General features: G+C 47.8%; 20 protein-coding genes. 8 read left to right on the top strand and 12 right to left on the bottom strand.

Annotated features, from left to right (window positions below):
* Window positions 1-3: 3 nt before the first annotated feature.
* Entirely contained in the window at window positions 4-459 is a 456-nt protein-coding gene (locus ACMVP2_RS18175; RefSeq protein WP_339793642.1) for a heme-binding domain-containing protein, read from the top strand.
* Between the two features lie 7 nt (window positions 460-466).
* On the opposite strand, the gene ACMVP2_RS18170 is transcribed toward ACMVP2_RS18175, so the two are convergent.
* From ACMVP2_RS18170 to ACMVP2_RS18160, 3 genes are all read right to left on the bottom strand, one after another.
* The gene (locus tag ACMVP2_RS18170) at window positions 467-1762 is read right to left on the bottom strand and encodes an enolase C-terminal domain-like protein (RefSeq protein ID WP_416864516.1); all 1296 of its coding nucleotides are present in this window, start codon (window positions 1760-1762) and stop codon (window positions 467-469) included.
* Between the two features lie 62 nt (window positions 1763-1824).
* A complete protein-coding gene (locus ACMVP2_RS18165; RefSeq protein ID WP_416864515.1) occupies window positions 1825-2988 on the bottom strand; it encodes a mannonate dehydratase in 1164 nt (387 codons plus the stop codon).
* Window positions 2989-3014: 26 nt separating this feature from the next.
* Window positions 3015-4451 carry a GntP family permease gene (locus tag ACMVP2_RS18160; RefSeq protein WP_416868207.1) on the bottom strand — a complete coding sequence of 479 codons (1437 nt, stop codon included), beginning with the start codon at window positions 4449-4451 and terminating at the stop codon, window positions 3015-3017.
* Between the two features lie 260 nt (window positions 4452-4711).
* Between ACMVP2_RS18160 and ACMVP2_RS18155 the strand changes: the two genes are divergently transcribed.
* Window positions 4712-8113: a HEAT repeat domain-containing protein gene (locus ACMVP2_RS18155; protein WP_416864514.1), complete on the top strand. Its 3402-nt coding sequence runs from the start codon at window positions 4712-4714 to the stop codon at window positions 8111-8113.
* 64 nt (window positions 8114-8177) lie between these two features.
* Here ACMVP2_RS18155 and ACMVP2_RS18150 read toward each other — a convergent pair whose 3' ends face one another.
* Together ACMVP2_RS18150 and ACMVP2_RS18145 are read right to left on the bottom strand one after the other, a co-directional pair.
* Window positions 8178-8636: a hypothetical protein gene (locus ACMVP2_RS18150; RefSeq protein WP_416864513.1), complete on the bottom strand. Its 459-nt coding sequence runs from the start codon at window positions 8634-8636 to the stop codon at window positions 8178-8180.
* Between the two features lie 2 nt (window positions 8637-8638).
* Window positions 8639-9085 (bottom strand): Lrp/AsnC family transcriptional regulator, encoded by a 447-nt coding sequence (locus ACMVP2_RS18145; protein ID WP_416864512.1) that lies wholly within the window; start codon window positions 9083-9085, stop codon window positions 8639-8641.
* Between the two features lie 262 nt (window positions 9086-9347).
* Between ACMVP2_RS18145 and ACMVP2_RS18140 the strand changes: the two genes are divergently transcribed.
* The 6 genes from ACMVP2_RS18140 (at window position 9348) to ACMVP2_RS18115 (ending at window position 17936) form a co-directional block, all read left to right on the top strand.
* A complete protein-coding gene (locus ACMVP2_RS18140) occupies window positions 9348-12086 on the top strand; it encodes a glycoside hydrolase family 2 protein (protein ID WP_416864511.1) in 2739 nt (912 codons plus the stop codon).
* 9 nt (window positions 12087-12095) lie between these two features.
* Window positions 12096-13721, top strand: coding sequence for an adenine deaminase (ade, locus tag ACMVP2_RS18135; protein ID WP_416864510.1), 1626 nt, complete (start codon window positions 12096-12098; stop codon window positions 13719-13721).
* A gap of 1 nt (window position 13722) precedes the next feature.
* On the top strand, window positions 13723-14598 hold the full coding sequence (locus ACMVP2_RS18130) for a diacylglycerol/lipid kinase family protein (protein WP_339793657.1): 876 nt from the start codon (window positions 13723-13725) through the stop codon (window positions 14596-14598).
* Between the two features lie 47 nt (window positions 14599-14645).
* Complete coding sequence (locus tag ACMVP2_RS18125; protein WP_416864509.1) at window positions 14646-14930, top strand: hypothetical protein; 285 nt, start codon at window positions 14646-14648, stop codon at window positions 14928-14930.
* 96 nt (window positions 14931-15026) lie between these two features.
* The gene (locus ACMVP2_RS18120) at window positions 15027-16895 is read left to right on the top strand and encodes an ABC-F family ATP-binding cassette domain-containing protein (RefSeq protein ID WP_416864508.1); all 1869 of its coding nucleotides are present in this window, start codon (window positions 15027-15029) and stop codon (window positions 16893-16895) included.
* Between the two features lie 3 nt (window positions 16896-16898).
* The gene (locus ACMVP2_RS18115) at window positions 16899-17936 is read left to right on the top strand and encodes a hypothetical protein (RefSeq protein ID WP_416864507.1); all 1038 of its coding nucleotides are present in this window, start codon (window positions 16899-16901) and stop codon (window positions 17934-17936) included.
* A 55-nt stretch (window positions 17937-17991) separates the two neighbouring features.
* Here the strand turns inward: ACMVP2_RS18115 and ACMVP2_RS18110 are convergent, their stop codons facing one another.
* From ACMVP2_RS18110 to ACMVP2_RS18080, 7 genes are all read right to left on the bottom strand, one after another.
* A complete protein-coding gene (locus ACMVP2_RS18110) occupies window positions 17992-18609 on the bottom strand; it encodes a hypothetical protein (RefSeq protein ID WP_416864506.1) in 618 nt (205 codons plus the stop codon).
* A 130-nt stretch (window positions 18610-18739) separates the two neighbouring features.
* The gene (locus tag ACMVP2_RS18105) at window positions 18740-19324 is read right to left on the bottom strand and encodes a YceI family protein (RefSeq protein WP_416864505.1); all 585 of its coding nucleotides are present in this window, start codon (window positions 19322-19324) and stop codon (window positions 18740-18742) included.
* Between the two features lie 121 nt (window positions 19325-19445).
* Entirely contained in the window at window positions 19446-20303 is an 858-nt protein-coding gene (locus tag ACMVP2_RS18100; protein WP_416864504.1) for a nucleoside phosphorylase, read from the bottom strand.
* Window positions 20303-21289, bottom strand: coding sequence for a rhodanese-related sulfurtransferase (locus ACMVP2_RS18095; protein ID WP_416864503.1), 987 nt, complete (start codon window positions 21287-21289; stop codon window positions 20303-20305). Before ACMVP2_RS18095 ends, ACMVP2_RS18100 begins: the two co-directional genes overlap by 1 nt.
* Window positions 21290-21366: 77 nt before the next feature.
* On the bottom strand, window positions 21367-22002 hold the full coding sequence (locus ACMVP2_RS18090; protein ID WP_416864502.1) for a NeuD/PglB/VioB family sugar acetyltransferase: 636 nt from the start codon (window positions 22000-22002) through the stop codon (window positions 21367-21369).
* Between the two features lie 60 nt (window positions 22003-22062).
* The gene (locus tag ACMVP2_RS18085) at window positions 22063-23316 is read right to left on the bottom strand and encodes a hypothetical protein (protein WP_416864501.1); all 1254 of its coding nucleotides are present in this window, start codon (window positions 23314-23316) and stop codon (window positions 22063-22065) included.
* Window position 23317: 1 nt separating this feature from the next.
* The gene (locus ACMVP2_RS18080; RefSeq protein ID WP_416864500.1) at window positions 23318-24625 is read right to left on the bottom strand and encodes a DUF2851 family protein; all 1308 of its coding nucleotides are present in this window, start codon (window positions 24623-24625) and stop codon (window positions 23318-23320) included.
* Window positions 24626-24676 lie beyond the last annotated feature (51 nt).

Raw genomic sequence — 24676 nt, 5'->3', positions numbered from 1 at the left:
ACGTTGATCAAGAAAATAGTCTTAGGCATTGGAGTCCTCGTTGTAGGACTCCAGTTTTTCAGAGGTACTCCACCTGAGGTAGCATCCGACAATCCAGATGACCTGATTGCGACTTCTCAGATTTCGTCGGAAGTGAGCGGTTTGTTAAGAGCGGCCTGCTACGATTGTCATTCCAATGAGACCCGGTACCCGTGGTATTCGTATATCACGCCAGTTTCCTGGTTCGTTTTCGACCATATTAATCATGGTAGAGAAGAAGTTAATTTTTCGGAATGGGCGAGCCTCAGAAAGAGTAAAAAAGTGAGAATACTCAAAGACCTTACTGAAGAGGTGGGCGAGGGAAAAATGCCACTGGAATCGTACACGATCATGCATGGCGATGCACAATTGTCCAAAGAGCAAAGGGACTTGCTCGTTAACTGGGCAGAGAGCTTTTCGGCAGAGGTGATGAAAGAATAAATGGTGTCTACCACCTCACCTTCTTAAATTCCCAGTCAGGATTCACCTTTCTCATCTCCACCAGGTCGTCACGTTTGGTTAGACCACATTTCAAATAGTTTTGGTGAAGCTTTTTCAGCGCCTTCTGGTCTATTTCCACGCCAAGACCAGGTCCAGCGGGCACCTGCACAGCTCCCTCTTCGAACTTCATTCGGCCGCCAGCAATTACCTCCTCCGACTGCCACGGATAATGGGTATCCAATGCGTAAGGAATCTCCGGCAAGGCAGCACCCAGATGCACCATGGCTGCCAGCGAAATGCCTAAATGGCTATTGGAATGCATCGACAATTTGCGCCCGAATGTCTGGCAGAGTTTAGCCAGCTCCATCGAGCTGCGCAGTCCACCCCAAAAATGGTGGTCGCTAAGGATTATGTCTTCAGAACCCAGAGCAATGCTACCAGGAATGTCCTCAAAGCTAGTCGTGCACATGTTGGTAGCCAGCGGCATTTTCAACGCCCTTAGGGCTTTGGCCATATTCTCCTGTCCCCTCACGGGGTCTTCGAAATACTCCAGAATACCCTCCATCTTTTTACCATATTCGATGGCCGTCTCGAGCTTCCAAATGGCGTTAGGGTCGAGACGCAGGGGCACATCCGGGCCAAAGTGATCGTAAAGCGCCAACATAGCCGCCACTTCTTCGGCAGGCGGAAAAGCCCCCCCCTTTAGTTTGATTGACTTATTTCCGAATTCCCCGACCATGGCAACAGCCTGCTCAACTATTCCCTGGGGGGTAACCGCCTCGGCCTGCCGGGCGGCATCCCAACCTGTAGCTTTGGGGTCAGTGCCAAACGCTAGTTCGCCACCAGCTCCTTCATATTTATAGAAAAGGTAGGCTGCAAATGGCACCCGATCTCTTCTTTTGCCTCCCAAAAGATCAACAACTGGCCTACCAAGCACCTTGCCTTGAATATCAAGGCAGGCCACCTCAATGGCACTGAATACATGCACAATTTTGCGCTGATCCCACGGAGCGTCGCCACGCTCTGAGGTGGTTTCCTCATCAAAATGGCTTTCTATGGCGTCTCTTATCTGATTGAGTTGATAGGCGTCTTTTCCAATGATAAGCTCTCTTGCCTTTTCCAGCGCCTCGTTGGTGTCGGCCGTGCCGGGGATTTCGCTGATGCCGATAATGTTGTCGTCGGTAACAATCTCCACTATCGTTCTGAGCGCATAAGGAGCGTGCAGCCCAGCGGCGTTAAGTAGCGGTGGGTCGACTGTGGCGATGGGTGTGATGATGATGTCTTTGATGATGGGGCCTTTCATAGGGGGAATTAAGTGACTAGTTATTGGTTATTTGGCCTGGGGCACAACAAATTACTTGAATTTTACACTTCACTGCCGATAACGTCTATCAATGCTTTGATGTAGCCAAATGCAAAGGCGTGCCCTTGCAAGCCACTGGCGGGGTCGTCGTGGTGCGGAATGTGGTCCGGCATCACCATACCGTCATAGTCCACATTTCTCAATTCCCGGATGATTTCAGCAAAGTTCATGTCGCCGTTATCGGGGTATACTTCCTGAAAATTATTCCACCCGCCTTTGATGTTTCGCAGGTGAATGTTGAATATCTGTTTCCGTTCACCTACCCATTTGATGATGGGCAAGATTTCTTTTCTCGGGTCTTTTAAGCCCTCAGCAGTGGAGCCCAGGCAGAGGTTAAAACCGTGTGAAGGACTGTCGTATAGTTGCGCAAATTTCTTGATCCCTTCAAACACATCGGGGCTGTTCCATCTAGTTATCCCTCTGAACCCCACGGGTGCTGGTGGGTCGGCGATGTGATTGGCCAGGCGCACGTTGTATTCCTCGGCTACTGGCAGCACCCGGTCGAGGAAGTAGGTAATCCGCTCATACATGGCATCAATCGAAACATCTCCTGCAACAGTTTTTGGTTTGTCTTGCTTCAGAGCCTCTTCGTAGTTCCATGTGCTGTAAGAGGCATTGCCCCGGGTGGGATCAACTGTTCTGCCTGTTCTGAGTATTTCCAGGATAATTGTGTTGTAGTTGAGGGTGCGAACACCCGTTTTTCCCGCCACCGAAATCATTTGCTGGATCATTTCTATCTCACGGTCTCTTTCGGGACTTTTCCCAAGCATGATGTTAGGTGTTGAAATCTTGTCGATACCAGCTGAGGATAGCGGCAGATGATAGGCGTCGAGACTGATCCCGTATTTTTCGCAGGCTTCCTTTTTAGCCAGAGAGTCGTCCAAATCCCAGCCAACTCCTTCAATCAATTTCGGAGAGCCTCCGTCCAGGTGAAACACACCGTGCCGGGCCAGGTACTCAAGGTTTTCTTTCCCGGTGCCTCCGTGCTGGCAGCCGACGTGCATGCGCATGGGCTTAGCTTTTGGGGTTGATGTAGTTTCCTCTTTGCCATCGGCTGGTTCACATCCGGTCATTACCGAACCCAACGATCCAGCCACAGCTGAAGCTCCAAGAGAGGATTTGATAAGGGAAGAAATGGCTTTTCTTCGATTAATGTTCTGTGTCATGTTTTTCGATGTTTCAGACAGGTCAATCATATAAGAGGGAAAATGCTGGCGGCAATAAGGATGACCACCAATCCCACCAGCCCCATAATGGTAAGTAAAGGCGAGAAAGTTTTGAGTGCCTCCTGCTCGGTAAGGTTACTCATTTTACACACAATCCAGAATCCACTGTCGTTCATCCAGGGAATAAGTTTCGAGCCGCAGGCAATGGCCAGCCCCAGGTACAGTTGGTGGTATTCAAGTGTGCCTGTATTTGCCATTCCTGCCAGTATGCCCGAGGCAGTAATCATCGCTACTGTCGCCGACCCCTGGGCCGTTCTAACAATAGCGGTTATAAAAAAGGCCAGCGGTATCAACGCCATTTGGTAGTCCTTTGTGAGCTCGGCAAGTCGCAGACTAATGCCCGTTTGTTGCAACATACCTCCGAAAGCGCCACCGGCTGAGGTAATAAGGATGATCACGCCAGCACTCATCAAGGCGGTTTGAACTGAGGCAGTTAGTCCTTTTTTGTCCCCTTTTTTCTGCACAGCCAGCAGCCAAATGGAAGAAAGAGCTCCAAGGGACAAAGCAACATTTTTTTCTCCGACAAAGTCCAGCACCCCAGTGAACGATGACGTTTCACTCACCTCAGCAAAAGAGCCGATCAGGGCATTTACGCTTATCAACACAATAGGAATAAATATCGGCAGCAAGGAAAACCACAACGCAGGAAGCTCCCGCTCGTCTTTCTCAGACAGTGTCTTGATCTCATCCAGCGGAGCATCCACAGCATCCCGCAACGGAATTGGCCACTTGCGATTGGCCCAAACGGCATAAAGGTAACCGGCGCTGATGGTCACCAGCCCAACAAGGAAGCCTCCCATCATCATCATGCCAATGGGTATGTTCATTTCGGTGACTAAAAATAGTGGGCCCGGCGTCGGTGGGACTAATGAGTTGGCCATGGCTGCCCCCGCAGCGATGCACAAGATCAGCAGTCCATAATTTTTTCCCACCCGCATCGCCATGGCTTTAGCCAGCGGCACCATTAGATAAAAAACAGTATCAAAGAACACAGGAATACCAATGAAAAAACTGCTTCCCAGAAATGTCATGGGCGCATATTTGTCGCCCGTGATTTTCAGTGTGGATCGCACAATTTTCTCAGCAGCCCCACTTCCCAGCATGGTCTTACCAATGATGGAAGCCATAGCGATCAGAATCCCGATTTTTCCACAGGTATTCCCGAATTCGGTAGCGATGCGAATCCCTTCACCTTGGGTGGCAAGCCTTTGAGCCGAAGCCTCGGAGGCACCTTTGCCCATTTGATAAAGAAGAACTGCTGATTCGGGAGTGATGAGAGCTACAACAAAGGCACCGAGCAGTAGCGCCAGAAACGCATGGAGCCTGAATCCTATAATGCTGATGAAAACAACAAGGATTCCGATAGCTAAAATAAACAGAGGATCTTCTGTAAAATATTGAATGTTCAAAGCAGGTAGTTTAAGCGCTCCATTTAAATGCGTAGCTTAATATCTCCTTTTTATAGGACAGGTTCACAAAAGTCAATACAAAAATTATGTATCTACCCTGATTGTCAGGCTGAACGGTATTCGGTCACTCCCAGCCAAAAAAAGGAAGTTATCTGACGCCGCTGGGAAATTTTCCTGCCGTTTAAGGCAAACTACTGGCTTCCTCGTCTAAAATAATATAAACTTATACTTTCAAATATATACTCCTGTTTAATATGACATTCCTACTGAACACCCGCAGGTTGTGGCCTGCTTTTTTTCTGACCTTGCTACTCGTCGGCTGTACCGAAGAGCTGCCTAAAGAAACTCCACTGACGATAAAAGAAGACCAGGCCACTGCTTATAATCGGGCCAAGGAAGTACGTGAGAATACTTCCCTTGAGCTGTACGATGGCATTACCATGAGCCTTTGGGCGTCCGACTCGCTGGCACCTGACCCCATTGCCATGTCGATAGATGACGAGGGCAATGTGTACCTGACCCGAACCAACCGTCAGAAGCACTCTGAATTCGATATTCGTGGCCACCAGGACTGGATGACCCGCTCCATCGCATTGCAAACCGCAGAGGAACGCCGGGCCTTTTTACATATGGAATTCGCACCAGAAAACAGTGCCAGAAATGAATACCTGCCCGACCTGAACAATGACGGCGTCCATGACTGGAAAGACCTTGCTGTGGAGGAAGAAGAGGTTTGGAAAATTACCGACGAAAATGGTGACGGCATTGCCGATGTATCCAAGCGGATTCTCAGCGATTTTCATGACGAAATAACTGACGTAGCCGGAGCACTACTGGTGAGGAAAAACGACGTTTTTGTGGGTGTTGGCCCAGATATGTGGAGGCTTCAAGACACTAACGGGGATGAAGTGCTAGATAAAAAAGAGTCGATTGCAACAGGGTTTGCTGTGCATATCGGCTTCGGTGGGCACGGAATGTCGGGTGCCATTGAAGGGCCCGATGGTCGTATTTACTGGGGCATTGGTGACATTGGCGCCAACTTGACCGCCAAAGACGAAAGTACTTACAAATATCCTAACCAGGGTGTGATAGTAAGGTCGGATCCTGACGGGACTAACTTTGAGGTATTTGCTGCCGGACTTCGCAACACGCATGAATTTGTTTTCGATGCCTATGGCAACATCATCAGCTCTGACAACGACGGCGACCACCGTGGTGAAAGCGAAAGGCTTGTTCACATAGTAGAGGGACACGACGCTGGTTGGAGAGCCAACTGGCAGTATGGAAAATACACCGACCCCCGCAACAATAAGTACCATGTATGGATGGATGAAAGACTATTCCAACCACGCTGGGAAGGTCAGGCTGCGTATATCATCCCGCCCATCATGAACTATCACAACGGACCAACTGGAATGGTATATAACCCCGGCACGGCACTTGGCTCAGCCTGGAAAAACCATTTCTTCCTTGTGGAGTTTGTTGGCAACCCAAGCAGGTCTCCTATCTGGTCGTTTACCCTGAAGCCTAAAGGAGCAACCTTCGAGCTGGAGCAGGAGAAGAAACTGGCTTTGGGCATCCTTCCTACTGGTATCCGCTTTGGCCCTGATGGTGCGCTCTATGCCGCCGACTGGATCAATGGCTGGGATACAAAGAACTATGGCAGAGTTTGGAAAATAGATGTGACCAGCGACAAGAATGACCTGGCAGCCGCCCGTAAAGAAACCAAAGAACTGATGGTGCTGGATTACGAAAGTCAAAGCGAAGACAAGTTGTACAGCTTGCTTTCTCATGCCGATATGCGCATTCGCCAAAAGGCACAGTTTGAGCTCGTGAACCGTGGTAAAAAAGGCGCACAAATATTTAAAAAGGCCATTGACCAAACCGACAACCAACTTGCCAGAGTTCATGGTATTTGGGGGCTGGGTCAACTGGGAAGACAACGCCTCGACCATGCAGCGCCGATTGTTGGGTTGCTTGGCGACAGCGATCCTGAAATAGTGGCTCAGGCTGCAAAAATGCTTGGAGATGTGAAGTACACCGAAGCTGCGCCTCAGCTTGTAAAACTTTTGAGCAATGACTATCCAAGAGCGAGGTTCTATGCCGCTGAGGCGCTGGGCAGAATCAAGTACGAACAGGCTATTCCCGACCTTATCAAAATGATAGAGGCTAACAACGATGAAGATATTTACATCAGACACGCAGGCGTACTCGCTCTCAGCCGCATTGGCAAACAAGAGCCAGTGGTAGCGTTGGCAAGCAGCTCAAGCAGGTCTTTGCGCATTGCTGCTGTATTGGTGTTGAGAAGACTTGGTAGCGAAAAGGTAGCTGCCTTTCTCAAAGATCAGGATGAGTATATCGTAACAGAAGCAGCACGAGCCATCAACGATGATTGGTCGATAGAACCAGCTTTGCCAGCTTTGGCAAGCGTACTTACTGAAACCAGATTCACCTCAGAGCCTTTGCTTAGAAGGGCTATCAATGCGGCTTTGAGAGTGGGTGGAGATAAAGAGCTTGATATGGTCATTGCCTTTGCACTCAGAGATGGCGTGGCGCCGGAACTAAAAGCAGAAGCACTTGCCACGCTGGGCACCTGGGCCAATCCATCGGTGATGGACAGGGTAGACGGCCGCTACCGTGGTGAAATCAAAAGAGACGCTGCACTTGCTCAGGCAAAAGCGAAAGCGAATGCTGCTAAGTTTCTTCAGAGCTCCAATAGTGCCGTGGTGATGGCCGCTGCCAATATGCTGGCAGAATTACAAGTACCTGACTTTAATGACCAACTAGCCACGATGATGACAAACCACCCACTTCCCGAAGTAAGGGCGGCAATGCTCACCAGCCTGGGCAAGCTTAATTACAGCGACATGGAAGGACTCGTGAAGAAAGGCATGAACGATAAAGAAGGCGAGGTAAGAACTACGGCTCTAAGCCTTTTGAGTGGAATGGAGATTTCCGTTGAAAATCTACCTGGCATTGTCACTCCTATTTTCGCCAAAGGTTCTCTAAAAGAACAACAAGAAATGTTGACAGTGCTTGGTAAAATGTCCCCTGAAAAGAGTGAGGCTATCTTGTCAGGGCTTATCGATCAGCTTACCAGCAAGAAACTGGACAAGAGCCTGACGCTTGATCTCATAGAGGCATCCGAGGCAAATGGTTCAGCGGCGCTGGCCTCCAAGCTTGTCCCACTCAAGTCTGACGATACGAATACCGTTGCTGCCTTTCAGGAAACGCTTTACGGTGGCGATGCTCGCTTGGGTGGTAGAACATTCTACACCCACCCAGCCGCACAATGTACCCGCTGCCACGTGATCAGAGGAGAGGGCACTACCGTGGGCCCTCAACTTGGCGGAATAGGCAGTAAGCTCACAAGAGAGCAGCTACTCCAGGCACTGATCGAGCCTGGTGCAAGACTGGCACCAGGGTTTGGCTCTGTTTCTCTGACGTTGAAAGACGGACAAAAAGTGTCTGGCATTTTGATGGAGGAAACCGACAAAGAATTGGTGCTGAAAACTTCAGAAGCAGAACCACTTCACATTCCCACAGCAAGAATAAGCGAACGCAAAAACTCCCCATCCAGCATGCCTCCCATGGGCGGCATCATGACCAAGAGAGAGATTAGAGATGTGGTGGAGTTTCTGGCGAATTTGAAGTAGGCCTTCTCTAAGTTTTAATTCTAAAAGGCCCCGGCAGAAACTAACTTCTGCTGGGGCTTTTGCTTTAGGAGGCAGCGTTCAATATTTTGCCTTCAGTGTCAAATAAGGTGATGGGTCTTACATCAGGTTCCACCCATCCTACCCTCGCCTCCCTGCTCATCAACAACTTTTTAGTATAAAACCTAAAAGGAAAATCCTTTTGAATGAAGGGCTGTGCTTCCAGGTTCGACAACAAAACATCGAAGTCGTACTCGCCGGTAAGGCTTGACAGATAGCCTATAATGATTTGGATATAGAGTTCGGTGATGGTTTCATGATAGCCGGAGTCCTCGGTGTTTTTGCCGCCAACAGCTTCGTTGTATTTTTTGATGCCTTCCTTGATGAGTTTTCTTGCTTCCGCTATCGGATGGTGGTAAGTATACCACAACGCCATTACAAAATGAGCAAAGTGTGTCCACCCCGATGAAGGCCAGGTGCCTTCTTCAAATCCTTTTACCAGTTGTTCAGCCTCTTTGCTACCCATCTCTATTTTGATCTGATGTTGATGTCTTCTTTATAAGTACTCATCACAATGGTTGTGCTTGTTCTCGTCACAGCCGGGCTCCCTTTGATCCGGTTGGAAAGTAGTTCCTCCAGCTCCCCCGTATCTTTCACCAGCACCTTTAAGAGCAAGTCATAGTCCCCGGCAATATGATGGCACTCCAACACCTGCGGTAAGCTTATTAGGAATTCTTTTGCCGCCGAGGCACCAGCATGCTCCAGCCACACCTGCACAAAAGCAAGCAGCTTGAGGCCCAACCGCTCTCTACTGAACCTGATCGTATACTGTTCGATCACCCCCGACTTATCCAGCTTCCTAAGGCGCTCCGTCACAGCCGGCAGCGACAAGTGAATCTTCCTGGCTATTTCAGCGCCTGTTACCCTGGAATTGGCAGCCAGCTCATCCAGTATTCTTAAATCCGTGTTGTCCATTGCTATAGTTCGTTACAAAGCTACATTTATCTTTACTTTATATGTTCATTTTATACTATTAACAGCTATTCTATATAAAAAATACAAATTATAATTAACTATATTCGTTAGACGATACCCTTACAGCCTCTGTAGACTAACGTTATGTTGCCCGACATTATCCTTGACTGTCTATAAATTCTCCGAGCTACAGTCCAATTTCTACTTGTAAAAGGGCGCTTGAAAACATAGTTTTAGGATTTAACACTTTACCTACTCGTTTATGAAATCCTTACTTCTTGCCAGCCTCGGCATTTTTATCTCGCTGGCTGCTTTCCCACAGATGATTCCGCTTCCAGAGCATCCTAGGCCTGAATTCGAAAGAGCTGATTGGAAAAACCTCAACGGAATTTGGGAATTTAGATTTGATGCTGACGATGAAGGCTTAAGCGCAAACTGGAACGCCGGAAATACCAGCTTCGACAAAGCAATCCTGGTACCGTTTCCGTGGGGTTCCACCCTTTCTGGTGTAAAGGATGAGGCTGACATCGCCTGGTACAAAAGAGAGATCACCGTTGACCCAAGCTGGAAGGGTAAAAAAGCTTTCGTGACCGTAGGCGCCTCCGACTGGGAAACCACTGTTTGGCTAGATGGGCAAAAGCTGGGTAGTCATCAGGGCGGCTACACACCTTTTTCGTTTGATCTTACTCCATTTGTGAAATATGGCCAAACTCAAAAATTGGTCATTCGGGTAGATGACGTTCGCAGAGATTTTACTTTGTATGGCAAGCAAGGTTACGGCAATGCCAGAGGTCTATGGCAAACCGTTTATCTGGAGGCCAGAGGAAATAACTACCTGGAAGCCGTTCATTTCACCCCCGACATCGACAACAACAAAGTGGACGTTACGGCCTATTTGCCAGATGACGCAGCAGAGGACATCAAAGTAAACGTGGTAATTAAAGGTGCACCGACGCCGATCTCACAAGAAGCCACTATCACAAAAGGAAAGAACAAAGTACGTTTCAGTATCAATATTCCAAACGCTCACCTTTGGAGCCTTGAGGATCCCTTCCTTTACACCGCCGAAGCAACGCTGGGCGACGACAAGGTTGGCACCTACTTCGGCATGCGCAAGATCTCCGTAGTGAACCTTCCGGGCACTGACTATCCCTATATCGCACTGAACAACAACCCTATCTACGTTCAGCTTACTTTGGATCAGTCTTATCATCCTGATGGTTTCTACACGTTCCCTTCCGATCAGTTTATGCGGGAAGAAATTGAACGCAGCAAGTCGATAGGACTGAACGGCATCCGTGTTCATATCAAGGCTGAAGTGCCCCGTAAATTGTACTGGGCCGACAAGCTGGGCCTGCTGGTCATGGCTGATTTGCCTAATAGCTGGGGCGAGCCAGAAGAGAAAATGCAAGCCGAAGCAGAGTTTACCCTTCGGGAAATGATCAAGAGAGACTACAACCACCCAGCGATTTTTTCATGGATTGTTTTCAACGAAACATGGGGCTTGAGAACCGCTGTGGAGGTCGATGGCAAAAAGGAGAACAAGTACCTGCCCAGAACACAAAACTGGGTGGCCTCCATGTATTACCTGACCAAGTCGCTGGATGGAAGTCGGTTGGTAGAAGACAACTCCATCTGCTGCGGCGCAGGCCATACAGAAACGGATATCAACTCCTGGCACAGCTATCTTCCCGGATGGGAATGGGAGGCTTTTATGGCCAATCTGGAGAAAAATACCTATCTGGGCAGCACTTACGACTTTGAAGACGGTTTCACGCAAGGCAATCAGCCCAATTTAAACTCGGAGTGCGGCAATGTGTGGGGCTACGATGGTAGCACCGGCGATGTGGACTGGACATGGGACTACCACCGCATGATGAACACCTTCCGCAAATACCCCTTCATGTCGGGCTGGTTGTATACTGAACACCATGATGTGATTAACGAATGGAACGGATATTGGCGTTTCGACAGGACGGAAAAGAAAACGGGGCTGGGCGACATCGTTGAAGGAATGACCACCAACGACTTTCATTCCCTGGTTTATCTTTCTACCGGAAATGAAATAAGCAAAACGGTAAAAGGTGGAGAAACAGTCAGCGTGCCGCTCTACTTATCGTCCATGAGCGCCCAGGAAATGGGTAGCCAGCTAAAAATCGTGTACGAGCTGACCCACACCAACTACCTCGGCGAAACGTCATCCATCAAACAAGGCAGTCAATTGGTAGACTACAAGCCATATATTCAATCCGCACCTGCCCCAATAGAAGTGACAATGCCTTCAACAGCTGGCTTGTCTATCCTCAAGTTGAGACTGGAAGACATGAGTGGCAAAGTGGTGCACCGCAATTTTACAGCCTTCGAAATAACGGGAAGCGACAAGGTGGCAAAAACAGAGGTGATCAGTGTTGCTCCGGCTTCTTTCACCAAAGCTGACTGGAGTAAAAAACAGTGGAATGTACTGGATGGACTAAAGGTGAACGGCGCTGGTAAAGGCAGCTTCGAATATACTTTTGACCTAAGCGGTACGGAGACAGCAAAAGCAAAAGAAGCTTACTTTCTGGTAGAGATTTCTGCCAAGGAGTTGTTTGCCAAAGACCGGGAGCAATTCGACACCAACAAGGACTACATGCTGGGAGCAAGGGCCGAACCAAGCAGCAACCCCAACTCTTACCCAATGACTGACGAAACGATGTTTCCATCTACCGTCTCTATTTGGGTCAACGGCACCAAGGTGCAAACGACGACCCTAGCCGACGACCCAGCCGACCACAAAGGAATCTTGAGCTGGCACCACCAGCTACAAGACAAAAAGCTGCGAGAGGCAGGCTCTTATGGCTACCTGACTAAAGTACCAGTTTCAAAGAGAATGCTAAAAGATGCCGCCACTACCGGAAAAATAACAGTAGAAATAAGAACAGAAGGCGAAGGTGGTGTGGCTGTTTATGGCAAGTCCTTTGGAAGGTGGCCAGTGGATCCGTCAATCGTACTGAAATACTAAACTAATGCGATGCAAAAGGTAGAAGGCCAAATATTCGACATTGAGAACAAAAGAGTCTACCCCGGCAGACTTACCATAGAAGCTGGCGTCATCAAAAGTATTGAAGAAACGGCAGGTGCACCTCTACGCTTCATCCTCCCCGGCTTTGTAGATGCGCATGTGCACATTGAAAGCTCGATGCTGGTGCCGTCTGAATTTGCGAAGCTGGCGGTTACCCATGGCACGGTAGCAACGGTATCGGATCCCCACGAGATTGGCAATGTGCTGGGCGTGGCGGGCGTTGAGTTCATGATCGAAAATGCTAAAACCGTTCCTCTGAAGTTCAACTTCGGAGCTCCCTCCTGCGTGCCAGCTACTCCATTTGAAACAGCAGGAGCCATTATCACCGCTGAGGATATTGATTATCTCCTTTCGAAGCCTGAGATCAAATACCTTGCTGAAATGATGAACTGGCCGGGGGTGATGCAGAGGGATGCACTGGTGATGGACAAAATCAGGGTAGCGCAGAAGCATGGTAAGCCTGTGGATGGGCATGCGCCAGGGCTCAAAGGAGAGCAAGCCGCCAACTACATCACTGCTGGCATCAGCACCGACCATGAGTGCTTCACTATTGAAGAAGCCCTGGACAAGCTGAAGCACGGCATGAAAATCCTCATCAGGGAAGGCAGTGCAGCAAAAAATTTCGAGGCGCTAATCCCACTAATGAAGGATCATGCCGATCAGCTGATGTTCTGCTCCGACGATAAACACCCTGACAACCTGATCGAAGGCCATATCAATCAACTAGTAGTGCGAGCCTTGAAAAAAGGGCATGACCTTTTCGATGTGCTGCAGGCAGCATGCATCAACCCCGTCAGGCATTATGGATTGAATGTTGGTTTGCTGCAAAAGGGCGACATAGCCGATTTTATTGTGGTAGACAGCACCGAAAACTTTGGCGTCATGGAGACCTGGATAGGTGGGCAAAAAGTGGCTGAAAATGGGAAGGCCCTTTTCGACACCCAGCCTTGCACACCCATCAACCAGTTCAATTGCCTGCCCAAGAAACCAAGTGACTTCTACCTCAAAATGGGTGGTTCGCAAGTAAGAGTTATCGATGCTCTCGACGGACAACTAATCACTAAGGAAAGCTGGTTTGATTCAAGCCTACTCGGCACGGACACACAAACTTCCGTCGAACATGATGTTTTGAAATTTGCGGTCATCAACCGCTACAGCGATCAGCCACCAGCCATAGCCTACATCCGTAACTTTGGTTTGAAGCAGGGAGCCATTGCTTCCACCGTCGGGCACGATTCGCACAACATCCTGGCCATCGGCGTTTCCAACGAAGCCATTTGTGAAGCAGTCAACCTCCTGATCGACAACAAAGGCGGTGTAGCTGCCATTGGAAATGGAAAACAAAAGGTGCTACCATTACCGGTTGCCGGATTAATGGCGGCTGAAGATGGTTATACCGTGGGCAAAAAGTACCAGGAGATTGACCTGATGGCCAAAGAGCTGGGATCAAAACTTTTAGCACCATTTATGACCCTATCCTTTATGGCGCTGCTTGTTATCCCTATGTTAAAGTTGAGCGACCAGGGACTTTTTGATGGCGAAAGGTTTACCTTTGTGCCACTTTTCAAAGAGTAAAATGCCCAAGAGAAAGAAAATCCTCTTCATCGTCAATCCCACCGCCGGCACCCGCACCCACAAGTTTGAAGAAACGCTGATTAAGAAGTGGCTCGACCACAATCGCTTCAGTTATGAAATGCATGTGACCCGGCATGCCGGCGACGGCACTGAAACGATCCGGAAACGGCTGGAAGAATTTGACGGCTTCATTGCTGTAGGCGGCGACGGTACTGTCAACGAGGTTTTCAAAGGCGTGCTCGACAGCAAAAAGTGGTTTGGCGTGATTCCTTCTGGCTCTGGCAATGGGCTCGCAAGAACGCTCAACATCCCCATGAACATCGAAGGTGCCTTCCAGGCACTTAACAAGGGAAAGGTAAAAGCCATTGATTACGTAAAAATCAATGATGACAGCTTCGTCAATGTGGCAGGTATTGGTTTCGATGCCAAAGTAGCGCACAAGTTCAAAAACCTGAAGGTTAGAGGACTAAAATCATACGCAAAAGTCACGCTGCAAGAGTTCGGCAAGTCAAAAGATCGGCCAATCAAGATCTCCTTCAAAGGCAAAACAATCAAAGAGAAGGCCATGATGGTGAGCTTTGCCAACAGCACACAATTTGGCAACAACGCATTCATTGCCCCCAAAGCAGAACTCGACGACGGCAAAGTCAACATTGTCGTGTTAAAGAAATTTCAATGGTTAGACGTACCGTTTCTGGTTTGGCAGCTTTTCAGTAAGTCGATCCATCAATCGAGACTTCAAAAAGAGTATGCAGTGAAGAAGGCGACTATTGAGTCAAAAAAAGGCATCTACCTCCACATCGACGGCGAAGCAAGAGCCAAAGTGAACAAGGTTAAACTGAAAGTCGTGCGCAAAGGGGTAAAAGTCATTGCATAAATCATCCGATCCTTCTACCTTCCATTATAAATCTAAATCCTTTCGATATGTCGCAAGAAGAACAAGGCAAAGTGGAGTCCCTGCTTTCCGAACTCGGTAAGAAAATTGACCAGTTGATCGTTGAGGGCAAAAAGAAAAAGGATGGTTTAACTGACGAAATAGAAGAGAAAATAGCAGAGCTCAAAGGCCAGAAAGAGAAGCTGGAGGAAGAGTTTGAGTCGTTCAAAGCTAAGAATGAGCCCAAATGGATCGAAGTAAGGGAGCATCTTGAAAAAGCCATTGGCGAACTACGAGCCGCTGCCGAAGCTGCTTTCAAGAAAATGAAGGGCTAGCACAAAAGTTATTTGTTGGCTGTTATTAGTTAATCGTGGTTTGCAACTGGTACTTTTGCACCCTGAATCAAATTTCAATTAACTGCTGCAGGGTCAATGAACATTATTTCCGTTGAAAATTTAGCTAAGTCATTCACCGACAAGCCTCTATTTACCAACCTTACCTTTGGCCTTAGCCAGGGAGAAAAAGCTGCCATCATTGGAGTAAATGGCTGCGGCAAGTCTACGCTTCTCAAGACCATAGCCGGATGGGAAGCACCAGACGGTGGCAAAGTGTCTACCCGCAAAGACTTCAAGGTATCCTACCTCCCACAGCAGCCCGAGTTTGATCCACAAACCTCCATTTTGGACACTCTCTTCGAAGCCAATTCCCCCATGATTCGAGCCATTCGTGATTACGAAGAGGCCATGTACCAGGCGGAGCACCACGGCAAAGATTTTCCCGAAGGCGTGCTTGAGAAAATGGATGAATTGCAGGCCTGGGATTTTGAGGCCTTTGTTCGCCAGGTAATAGGCCAAATGGGTCTCCTCGATGTAGACATACTGATGGGTACCCTGTCGGGCGGCCAAAAAAAGCGAGTGGCACTGGCTAAAATACTGATCGAACAGCCTGATGTACTGCTGCTCGACGAACCTACCAACCACCTGGATTTAGCCACGGTGGAATGGCTCGAAAAGCACCTTGCTACACAAAACACTACCCTCCTGCTCATCACTCACGACCGTTACTTCCTCGATAATGTCTGCAATCTGATATTCGAACTGGACGGCGGACAGATGAACCGCTACCAGGGCAACTATGCCTACTTTCTGGAAAAGAAATCAGAACGTCAGGCTCTGGAATCGACCGTGGTCGACAAGGCACGCAACCTCATGAAAAAGGAGCTGGACTGGATCAGAAAACAGCCAAGAGCCAGGGGCACCAAAGCCAAGTACAGAGTGGAAGCCTTCGAAGGGATCAAAGAAACAGCTTCCAAAAAACTTGGTCAGGAAAAGGTAGAGCTTCATGCAGAAGGCCGCCGACTGGGTGGAAAGATTATGGAGCTAAAGGATGTGTCGCATGCCTATGACGATCTCACCATCCTCAACAAGTTCAACTACACCTTCAAGAAAAACGACAGGATTGGCATTGTCGGTAAAAACGGTGCTGGTAAAACAACTTTTCTAAACATCCTCACAGGCAAGCAAAAGCCTGACGCAGGCACAACCGACAAGGGTGTCAATACCATGTTTGGGTACTACACCCAGGAAGATTTCACCTTCAACGACAGCCAGAAAGTAATTGAGGCCGTTAAGGAAGTTGCTGAAGTGCACCCAGGGCCGGACGGCACCATTATTACTGCCTCGCAATTGCTTACAAGGTTCCTTTTCCCACCTGAAAAGCAATATCAAATCATTGGAAAACTAAGTGGTGGTGAAAAGCGAAGATTGCAGCTCCTGCTCATCCTTGCCAAAAATCCGAACTTCTTAATCCTCGATGAGCCTACGAATGACCTGGACATCACAACGCTGAATGTGTTGGAAGACTTTCTCGAAGGCTTTCCAGGCTGCCTCATGGTGGTGTCTCACGACCGTTACTTCCTCGATCGCACCACCGACCACCTGTTTGTATTTGAAGGAGGCGGGGTGATCCACGACTTCCCAGGCAACTACACCGACTTCCGAGAGCAGCAGGCAGAGAAAGCGGCCAAGCTGGAAAAACCTGCTCCTAAAGAAAAACCGAAAGAGGTAGCCAAACCAACCGAAAAAAAAGCGCTTTCATATAAAGAGAAAAGAGAACTGGAAGGCATTGAAGCCGAGCTGAAGGAGTTAGAAGAAAAGAAGAAAGGGTTCATCCTTCAACTAAACAGTGGAAATGGATCACACGAGGAGCTTACTGAATGGGCGTCAAAAATAGAAGAAATTGATACCTTGCTGGAAGAAAAAGAGCTCCGGTGGCTTGAGCTCTCTGAGCTAAACGCATAAAGCATGCTGCAAACTGGCAAGAAAGAGGCTGAAATAATCAAAAAAGCTATTGCTCATTGGAAGGATTCCGGCCTTATCGATGAAAAAACTTTTGACAAGCTAGCTAACGATGTGCAGCCCGTTGGCTTCGACTGGCAAAAACTAGCCTTCTACGCCTTCCTGTTTGCGATTGGCTCCATCATTGTCAGTGTTTTTCTTTTGCTTGCCGACGAATGGATTCTCAAATTCATAGAGGATTTAATTGATGCCCCTCACTGGGTGAAAAGTCTCCTTTTTGCTGTTCTTGCTTTTGCATTGTATGCCTTTGGCTATCGACGCAAAACTCAGAAACCAGATCAGATTTACAGCAACGAAGCGCTTTTTATCCTGGGCGTTATTAGCACAGCTGTCTCCGCCACCTTCCTCGGCTTGCAGTTTGATACGGGGTCTGGGCATTTTTCCCTGCTTATACTTTTGCTTACGGCAGTGTATGCCGTGGTAGCTTATAGTTTGCGTTCTCAGGTTATCTGGCTTTTCTTTCTGATAGCCTTTGGTGCGTGGTTTGGCACCGAAACCGGTTATGTAACCAATTGGGAGGGTCTGTTCTGGGGCATGAACTACCCGCTCCGGTACACGGTATTCAGCTTCCTTATCGTTGGAGGCTCCTTTTTGATTGGCCACACAAAAATTTCTTTGTTTCAACCTGTTACGTACGGATTTGGCCTGTTTCAGCTATTCACCTCTCTTTGGTTTCTATCCATTTTTGGCAACCATACTGATTTCAATATCTGGAGCCAGGTTAGCCAGGTAGAGCTGTGGGGGTGGGCCGTGCTCATGGCGGCCGTCAGTGTGGGGGCCATCATTTATGGGCTGAAGAACGATGATTTTCTTAGCCGTGACTTTGGTATTGTTTTTTTGCTCATCAACCTGCTTTCCCGCTATGTGGAGTACGGGTGGGACACGCTGCACAAAGCCGTCTTTTTCATGATTCTTGCTGTGGCTTTCTGGCTATTGGGAAAAAAAGCAGAGACTATCTGGAACCTCGGCAAGAAAAAGAAATAGCCGCCCGGTAAGTTTGATCCTACCAGACGGCTACAATATTTCCAGGCCTTATGTCTTACTTCAAAAGGACTCCAATTGTGAATCCGGCAGAGACTGCCACCGGAAAGTCTCGTCCGCCGGCAGCATGGCTGTAGCTGTACCTTCCCTCACCGCCACTGTTGAACCCATAGCCCAGGCCGACATGATAGTCGAGGCTCATGATGTCTGCCAGCACATATTGGCGGCCATAATTCAGCAAAATGGCCACAGCAGAGTAATCCTCTCTGTTTCTGGACTCGTTGCCACTGAATTCATCATACACAATATTGTCTTGTGTAAAAAAGCTCATGGCTATCTCTGGCCTGATGTATTTTCCACTTAGTAAGTGTGATCCTTTCATGCCGTCAGCCACAAAATCAGGATTGAGCTTAAACTTTGGGCCCACCCTGAAAAGCACGCCACTTGGATCAATTTCGTCGGGATCGAGGCCCAAGCCGATAATACCCACTTTGGCTTCCCACGACACCCAGTCTTTGATATACCTTTCATACCCAAAGGTGGTGTTGCCTGTTAACGGAGAGAAAAACTCCATTTTCACGATACTCTTCTTCTGCGACTCGAAATCTGTTACAATTTGTTGAGCGCTGGCTGCCCCGGAAATCAGGAGGAAGGCCGAGATTAAAAAATTCTTCATGGTCATTCTATTTGTCGATTAAATAATCCGTTTTCTAAAAAGTAATCTACCGAATACAAAGTGCGTGCCAAAACAAAAAAAGCCGATCCAGTTTCCCGAATCGGCTTAGCTACTTGTTTACTGGGTTTACTTACTTGGCCGCAACAAGCGTTACGTCAAGTACAAATTCATCGTAAATCACTTTGTCGCCAATTTCTGCAAAGAAGCTCTTGGAACCATACTTCACATTAAATTTCGACCTGTCAACTGTGATTTTAGAGGTAGCTGTTACTTTGCTCCCGTTAACAGCCAGTTCGGCCGGAAAAGTGATTTTCTCAGTGGTGCCTTTGATTGTGATGTCGCCAGTTACGTCGTACTTGTTCTTTCCGGTCGACTTCACACTGGTGATCTTAAAAGTTGCAGTGGGGTAAGTGGCTACTCCAAAGAAGTCGTCAGACTTAAGGTGCCCTTCCAATTTACTTTTGTACTCACCTTCAAGGTCAAGATCAACAATTGAATTCATGTCGATGGTAAATGAGCCACCTGTTAGCTTATCGCCGTCGAACTGAAGGTCGCCCTGAGAAAGGTTAATCGTGCCTGTGTGCTTTCCACCCAGCTTCTCACCTGTCCAGATTACCTTGCTTTCTAACGTACTTACTTTATAAACAGCTTTTGTGTCATCAGCAAAAGGATTGCTGATAAGAAGTACTAATGATGTGAAAATTGTGCTTAACATAAGTTTTTAGTTATTTGATATTGTAAATGTATGTACATACATGTATATACATGATTAAGCTTCTAAATGTTTCACCAATTATGAAAATATTTTTAAAAGTGAGCTTTTAGCCGACCTGGGGCTATATTCTGGATAGAACTTTTTTTATCAAACCATCTACAACTTTCAGTGGGTTCTTTGAGAAGGTGCCTTTCGCCCTGTTTACAACAATGGCATTCAGGCTGAGCATGCTATGTCCCATCATCCGAGACAATCCATAATAGCCGGCAGTTTCCATTTCAAAGTTGGTGATCCAAAAATTATCCTCGTGAAAGTACATTAGCTGATCCACCAGATTAGGGTGTTTGATGGGCAGACGAAGTGCCCGCCCCTGCGGTGCATAAAACCCAGGCGCAGTAACCGTATTTCCCTTGACCATATCAAAGGCGTATTTCTCCATCAATTTTTCGGATCCACTGATAATGTACGGCATGAACTCCAACGAGATGGCCTCTTTCAGCTTGCTGGCTATCATTGTTTCCCCGGCCGACTGAGGGTAAGGATAAAAAAAGCCAAGTGTGTCAAAGCCGATGGCGTTCTCTGAGACAACATAACTTCCCAGTTTGATATCCTCCTGCATAGCGCCGGACGTTCCAATACGAATGATATTTAGGCTCTTGAGTTTCTTCTTTGGCTCCCGTTTAGCCAGATCAATATTAACAAGGGCATCCAGCTCGGTTAGCAGTATCTCTACGTTATCGGTGCCGATGCCAGAGCTGATAACAGTTACCCTCTTTTTATTGAGATAGCCCGTGTGTGTAATGAACTCCCGCTTGTTCATTTCAAACTCTATGGAGTCGAAGTACTGACTTACCTGATGCACCCTGCCGGGATCTCCTACGGCAATGATTGTATCAGCAATGTGCTCAGGCTTCAGGCTGAGATGGTAAACACTACCATCGGGATTAAGAATAAGCTCTGACTCGGGGATTCTTGCCATCAGAGCTTATTGGTTGCACCTTGCGGTTCTTCTTTTTTCCTGTACAGCCCTCTGTAAGGATTATAACCATTCATTTCTTTCTGGTAGTAACCAGTACCATCGTAAGGCCTTTTGTCGGGATGGGACTTACATGTTTCGGAACAAGCCCCGTCCATTTCCCATCCACACTTCTCACAAATTGGTACATGGCGATTGCATTCTGCATTGGCGCAGTTCACCATGCGGTCGCTGTTTGTGCCGCATACGTAGCAGGTTGACACTACCTTCGGATTGACCTTGTTCACCTCAACAGCCACCCTGTTATCGAACACGTAACACTTGCCTTCGAAGTCTTCGCCTTGCGTAGTTTCCTCCATCCCATACTTGATAATACCGCCATGGAGTTGGTACACATTCTCAAACCCTTGCTCCAGCAAAAAGGCGCTGGCCTTTTCACACTTAATACCACCGGTGCAATAGGTGACAATTTTTTTATCTTTCAAAGCCTTCAACTCTTCCACTTTTTCAGGGAAGTCACGGAAGTTTTCGATATCAAGCGTGATGGCATCTTTGAACTTACCCAGGGAGTGCTCATAGTTGGACCTGACATCCAAAATGACGACATCATCTGTCTTATTCTTCAGAATTTCCTTGAACTCAGCAGGCTCCACATAAGTGCCTGTGCGCTGGTTGGGGTCTATATGGCTGAGGCTTGAGTGAACAATCTCCGGCTTCACACGCACATGCAGCTTTGCAAATGCATTGGCATCGTTGTGATCCACCTTGAAGTCTGTGTGAGCGAATCTGGGGTCGGCTTTCAGATCGTCCATGTAGCGCTGACAATCCTCTCTGCCCCCACTAATGGTTCCGTTGATCCCTTCGTGGGCTATGATGATTCTGCCTTTCAGGTTGTTTTCGATGCAGTAAAGGTGATGCTGCTCTCTGAATGCCTCCGGATCCTCGATCCTGGCATAGCAGTAATAAAGAAGTATGCTGTAATTTTTCATTGTTATAACTCTGCCTTGCTTCAACAAGGTGTTACTTTCTTGCTATCGGCTTTTGGCTTTTAGCTGTTGACTTTAACTTATTTAACGGCTTGCGCCGGATTTCCAAATACTGTTTCTCCATCTTTCACACTGGCGATAACAACCGAACCAGCACCAATCCTGGCTTTCTTGCCAATCTTCACTCCGGCTACTATTGTTACCCCACTTCCGATAAACGCCTCATCCGCTATCTCCACATTGGAATTGATAATGCTGCCAATGCCTATCTGCACATAGTCGCCCAGTTTAGTCATAGACCCAACCACAGCGTTTGAATGAATCACGCAGTGTTGCCCAATGGTTGCCCCACCTTCCACAATAGCACCTGAATTGATCATGTTGCCATGACCAAGGGAGACAGACACACCCAACACCGCTCTTTTGTGCACAGCATTCACTGGCTGCACGTGCCGTCTTTCGTTGAGCATTTTCACCATCGACTTCCTGTAGGCGTTGTCATCGCTGGCAATAAAGGCATCGCATTTCTTTCCTATCAATTTAAGAAAACCGTCGTCATCGGGCCTGCCCAGAATAGAAATGCTGTTAAGCTCCGTTCCATGGCGAGAAGCATCCTCCTCCAAAAACCCATATATCGTTACTCCATTGCTTTCGAAAATCTCCATCGCATGGTGCCCCATGGGGCCAGTTCCGAATATGATTACCGGGTTGATCATTTTTATCTATTTGTTGCTGTGAGTTTTGAGAGTGCAAAGGTAGGGCTATTGGCCTTATCATCAAACACCTGAGTTGCCTTCCAAAAGCTTCAATTTACTAATTTTTGACAGCCAGGGGTGTTGGAAAGAAGCAAGAAAAATAAGCATGGGGTAAAAAGCCAGTCGATACCTCGAAAGAGAGCCGTAGTTAGGCGTTGAGAGTGTGATCATGCTGGAGGTGAAGAGGATGTAAGCCAACAACGGCATCCAAATAAAGACCGGAAGTCTTTTGCGAAGCCCCGAATTCGTAAAAAAGAGCGCCAGCAGCAACACCGGCTCAAGCAGAAGAAGAATTTCCGAAGTAGCATTGACCTCCCAGAGAAATGGGCCAAACATCCCTGCGACAGCACCCCACATAGCCTGCAATACAATCTGTGGCCACTCCCACAGCGTACCAAGGCCTAAAACAACATGCTCCGGCATCGACTGAGCCACAATCGCCGCATGGTTGTCGGTGAATGCCTTCACCACATATCCAGGATTGAAACTTGTGTCGGCATAGCTAAAAGCAACGACAAGTGATACAATTGAGATGACACCGGCAATGCCAAGTGCCCAGCGCAATGCAGGCTTTTGCATATACCTTTGAAGAATCTTGAAAAGCATGGTGCCGAACAAGAATGGAAGCAGGCTGAGCAAAACGAAAATACGCAGCTTTGCCAGCACCACCATGGCCACCACCAGCAAAGCCACATGCAAAAGCCAGTTGGAACGATTTCCACTAAAAAAAGGCACAACTGCACCAAACAATATGCTGATCCCAGCCAGCATGAGCGTTTCTTTTGACAGCCCACTGCCCCATATCGCTATGCTTGGCCAAAGGAAGAAAATGAGAATTACCGGCCACCGGATATCAACACCAATCAGGTGTACTCTTTTGACCAGGTAAACGACTGATGAAAAGCTGATGAAAGTAAGAAATACACTACTGAGCCAAATACTACTACCGAGCACCATGTATAAAACCACAATGATCTTCACAAAGAAAAAAGTGCGGTTTTGGGGAGTTGCCTTAGCAGCCGGATCGGCTTCCTGCGCCAGAAAATCCCAAATCGGGTAGCCCGACTGAATATCCGTCAGGTATTCAGAGGCCTTTTCATCATAATAAAAAAGATCACCTTCATGTCGGATTTGCAAATAGTAAACCATCGCAATCGTGCCGGCGGCTACTTTAACCGACATAAGGATCAGAGTGGCCCTGGTTCCGAAAACTGGTCTGGCAAATTGCAGACAGGCCCAGCCGATGATCACAAGGAGAAAAGAGCCGACGATCATATTAGTGGTTTTGCCTGATAAGGTGAGTACCTATTTGGCATGAAAGGCATCGTCTGGGCTGACAGTAGTGCTGATAAAGTTCAAGAAATGCTTGAGACTCATAGGCCGTGGGTTTTTCGACAGGCAAGAAAGAAAGCTTTCTGGTAATCGTGTTTTCCTCGAACTGCAGCTGGTTCAGCAGCAGCAATGCCTTTTCCTCTAGCTCAGTACTCCCCTGCTCCTTTGCATAGGCGAATAACAATGGCACCACGCAGTTAATAAGCAAGATGTCTATGCTCTTGCTGCCGACAAAAGCACTTGACCTGTTTGTTTTCGCTTTCTCCACTCCGGGTCCTTCCTTAGCAAATTGAAAATGCGTTGACCAATAGTCGGACACCTTTGATTTAAAAACGCCTCTGAGCCCGGCCAGATCTGACTCAACGAACACTGCAAAAAGCCGGGGCGACTGATGGATGATGGCTGCTAACTGTGCCAGCCTGATCGTTGGGAAGTTGGCAGGCCGCATGCGCATAAACTTCCAGGGAATAGGAAGCAACGATGTGGCTATAAGCTGAAATTTGTGGTTGATATAGTCGAATCGCTCTTTGAGGGCTTTCGAGTAAAAGTCACTTGAGTCGACATCAAGCAGCCCAGCCAGCCCCAGCAGGTAGGCTTCCAGGTCCTTCTTGTCGAAAGCCAGTTTCTTCATCACCTTATAAGAGACCCGCTTACTCAATTGCTGAAAGCCTTCCTCGTTTTTTTTGAAGCCAAAATACCGGATGAGGAAATGAACCGCAGTGGCATCCCAATCGCCACCGTACTTTTTCAAGAGTAACTCAACTTCCTTTGTCTTTCTCTGCAAGCGCTCCACGAGCACCCGATCAATCATCGACTGCCTTTTTAGTGCATCGATGTTCTTGATTTGTGTTTGGCAGGGCACCTCAACTCGTTGCTGAATCAGGCCCTGGTATCTGGTGAGCAATTGAAGCGACACCCTGTCTTTTAGCTCCAGCTGAGGAATATAGGTACCATCGGTTCTCAGAATCTCACGGTCTGCCTCCCACACGATGTGAAGTATAACACTGTCATATGCCTTATCAAACTGGTGTTTGTGGCTGTGCCAGTCGCTACTTTTGAGATGGATTTCTACCTGCCCGTTCCACTCCATGTCCCCAATTCTCACCCTGGCCTCCTTGAAATCTGGTCCGGCATCGGTATTCAAAAAACCTTGCTTACTTATCAAGATGGTTTGCCCGTCGGTGGTTTGAAGGTTTGAGCTATCGAAATATTGAAATTGCCAGATAAAATGGAGGAACTCTTCAGGAAACATCTTGTCATTGAAAAAGTAAATAGATTGGGCTGTCTAAAGCTTCACAGTCAT

Source organism: Imperialibacter sp. (assembly GCF_048007035.1).
GTDB lineage: Bacteria > Bacteroidota > Bacteroidia > Cytophagales > Cyclobacteriaceae > Imperialibacter.
This window is presented reverse-complemented; position numbering and strand designations above follow the sequence as displayed.

Excerpts from the sequence above, each read along its gene's own strand:
- ACMVP2_RS18140 (WP_416864511.1), top strand. The coding sequence starts at position 9,348 with ATGAAATCCTTACTTCTTGCCAGCCTCGGCATTTTTATCTCGCTGGCT.
- ACMVP2_RS18110 (WP_416864506.1), bottom strand. The coding sequence starts at position 18,609 with ATGAAGAATTTTTTAATCTCGGCCTTCCTCCTGATTTCCGGGGCAGCC.
- ACMVP2_RS18170 (WP_416864516.1), bottom strand. The coding sequence starts at position 1,762 with ATGAAAGGCCCCATCATCAAAGACATCATCATCACACCCATCGCCACA.
- ACMVP2_RS18145 (WP_416864512.1), bottom strand. The coding sequence starts at position 9,085 with ATGGACAACACGGATTTAAGAATACTGGATGAGCTGGCTGCCAATTCC.
- ACMVP2_RS18125 (WP_416864509.1), top strand. The coding sequence starts at position 14,646 with ATGTCGCAAGAAGAACAAGGCAAAGTGGAGTCCCTGCTTTCCGAACTC.
- ade (WP_416864510.1), top strand. The coding sequence starts at position 12,096 with ATGCAAAAGGTAGAAGGCCAAATATTCGACATTGAGAACAAAAGAGTC.
- ACMVP2_RS18130 (WP_339793657.1), top strand. The coding sequence starts at position 13,723 with ATGCCCAAGAGAAAGAAAATCCTCTTCATCGTCAATCCCACCGCCGGC.
- ACMVP2_RS18165 (WP_416864515.1), bottom strand. The coding sequence starts at position 2,988 with ATGACACAGAACATTAATCGAAGAAAAGCCATTTCTTCCCTTATCAAA.
- ACMVP2_RS18090 (WP_416864502.1), bottom strand. The coding sequence starts at position 22,002 with ATGATCAACCCGGTAATCATATTCGGAACTGGCCCCATGGGGCACCAT.
- ACMVP2_RS18155 (WP_416864514.1), top strand. The coding sequence starts at position 4,712 with ATGACATTCCTACTGAACACCCGCAGGTTGTGGCCTGCTTTTTTTCTG.
- ACMVP2_RS18080 (WP_416864500.1), bottom strand. The coding sequence starts at position 24,625 with ATGTTTCCTGAAGAGTTCCTCCATTTTATCTGGCAATTTCAATATTTC.
- ACMVP2_RS18150 (WP_416864513.1), bottom strand. The coding sequence starts at position 8,636 with ATGGGTAGCAAAGAGGCTGAACAACTGGTAAAAGGATTTGAAGAAGGC.
- ACMVP2_RS18120 (WP_416864508.1), top strand. The coding sequence starts at position 15,027 with ATGAACATTATTTCCGTTGAAAATTTAGCTAAGTCATTCACCGACAAG.
- ACMVP2_RS18095 (WP_416864503.1), bottom strand. The coding sequence starts at position 21,289 with ATGAAAAATTACAGCATACTTCTTTATTACTGCTATGCCAGGATCGAG.
- ACMVP2_RS18115 (WP_416864507.1), top strand. The coding sequence starts at position 16,899 with ATGCTGCAAACTGGCAAGAAAGAGGCTGAAATAATCAAAAAAGCTATT.
- ACMVP2_RS18105 (WP_416864505.1), bottom strand. The coding sequence starts at position 19,324 with ATGTTAAGCACAATTTTCACATCATTAGTACTTCTTATCAGCAATCCT.
- ACMVP2_RS18100 (WP_416864504.1), bottom strand. The coding sequence starts at position 20,303 with ATGGCAAGAATCCCCGAGTCAGAGCTTATTCTTAATCCCGATGGTAGT.
- ACMVP2_RS18085 (WP_416864501.1), bottom strand. The coding sequence starts at position 23,316 with ATGATCGTCGGCTCTTTTCTCCTTGTGATCATCGGCTGGGCCTGTCTG.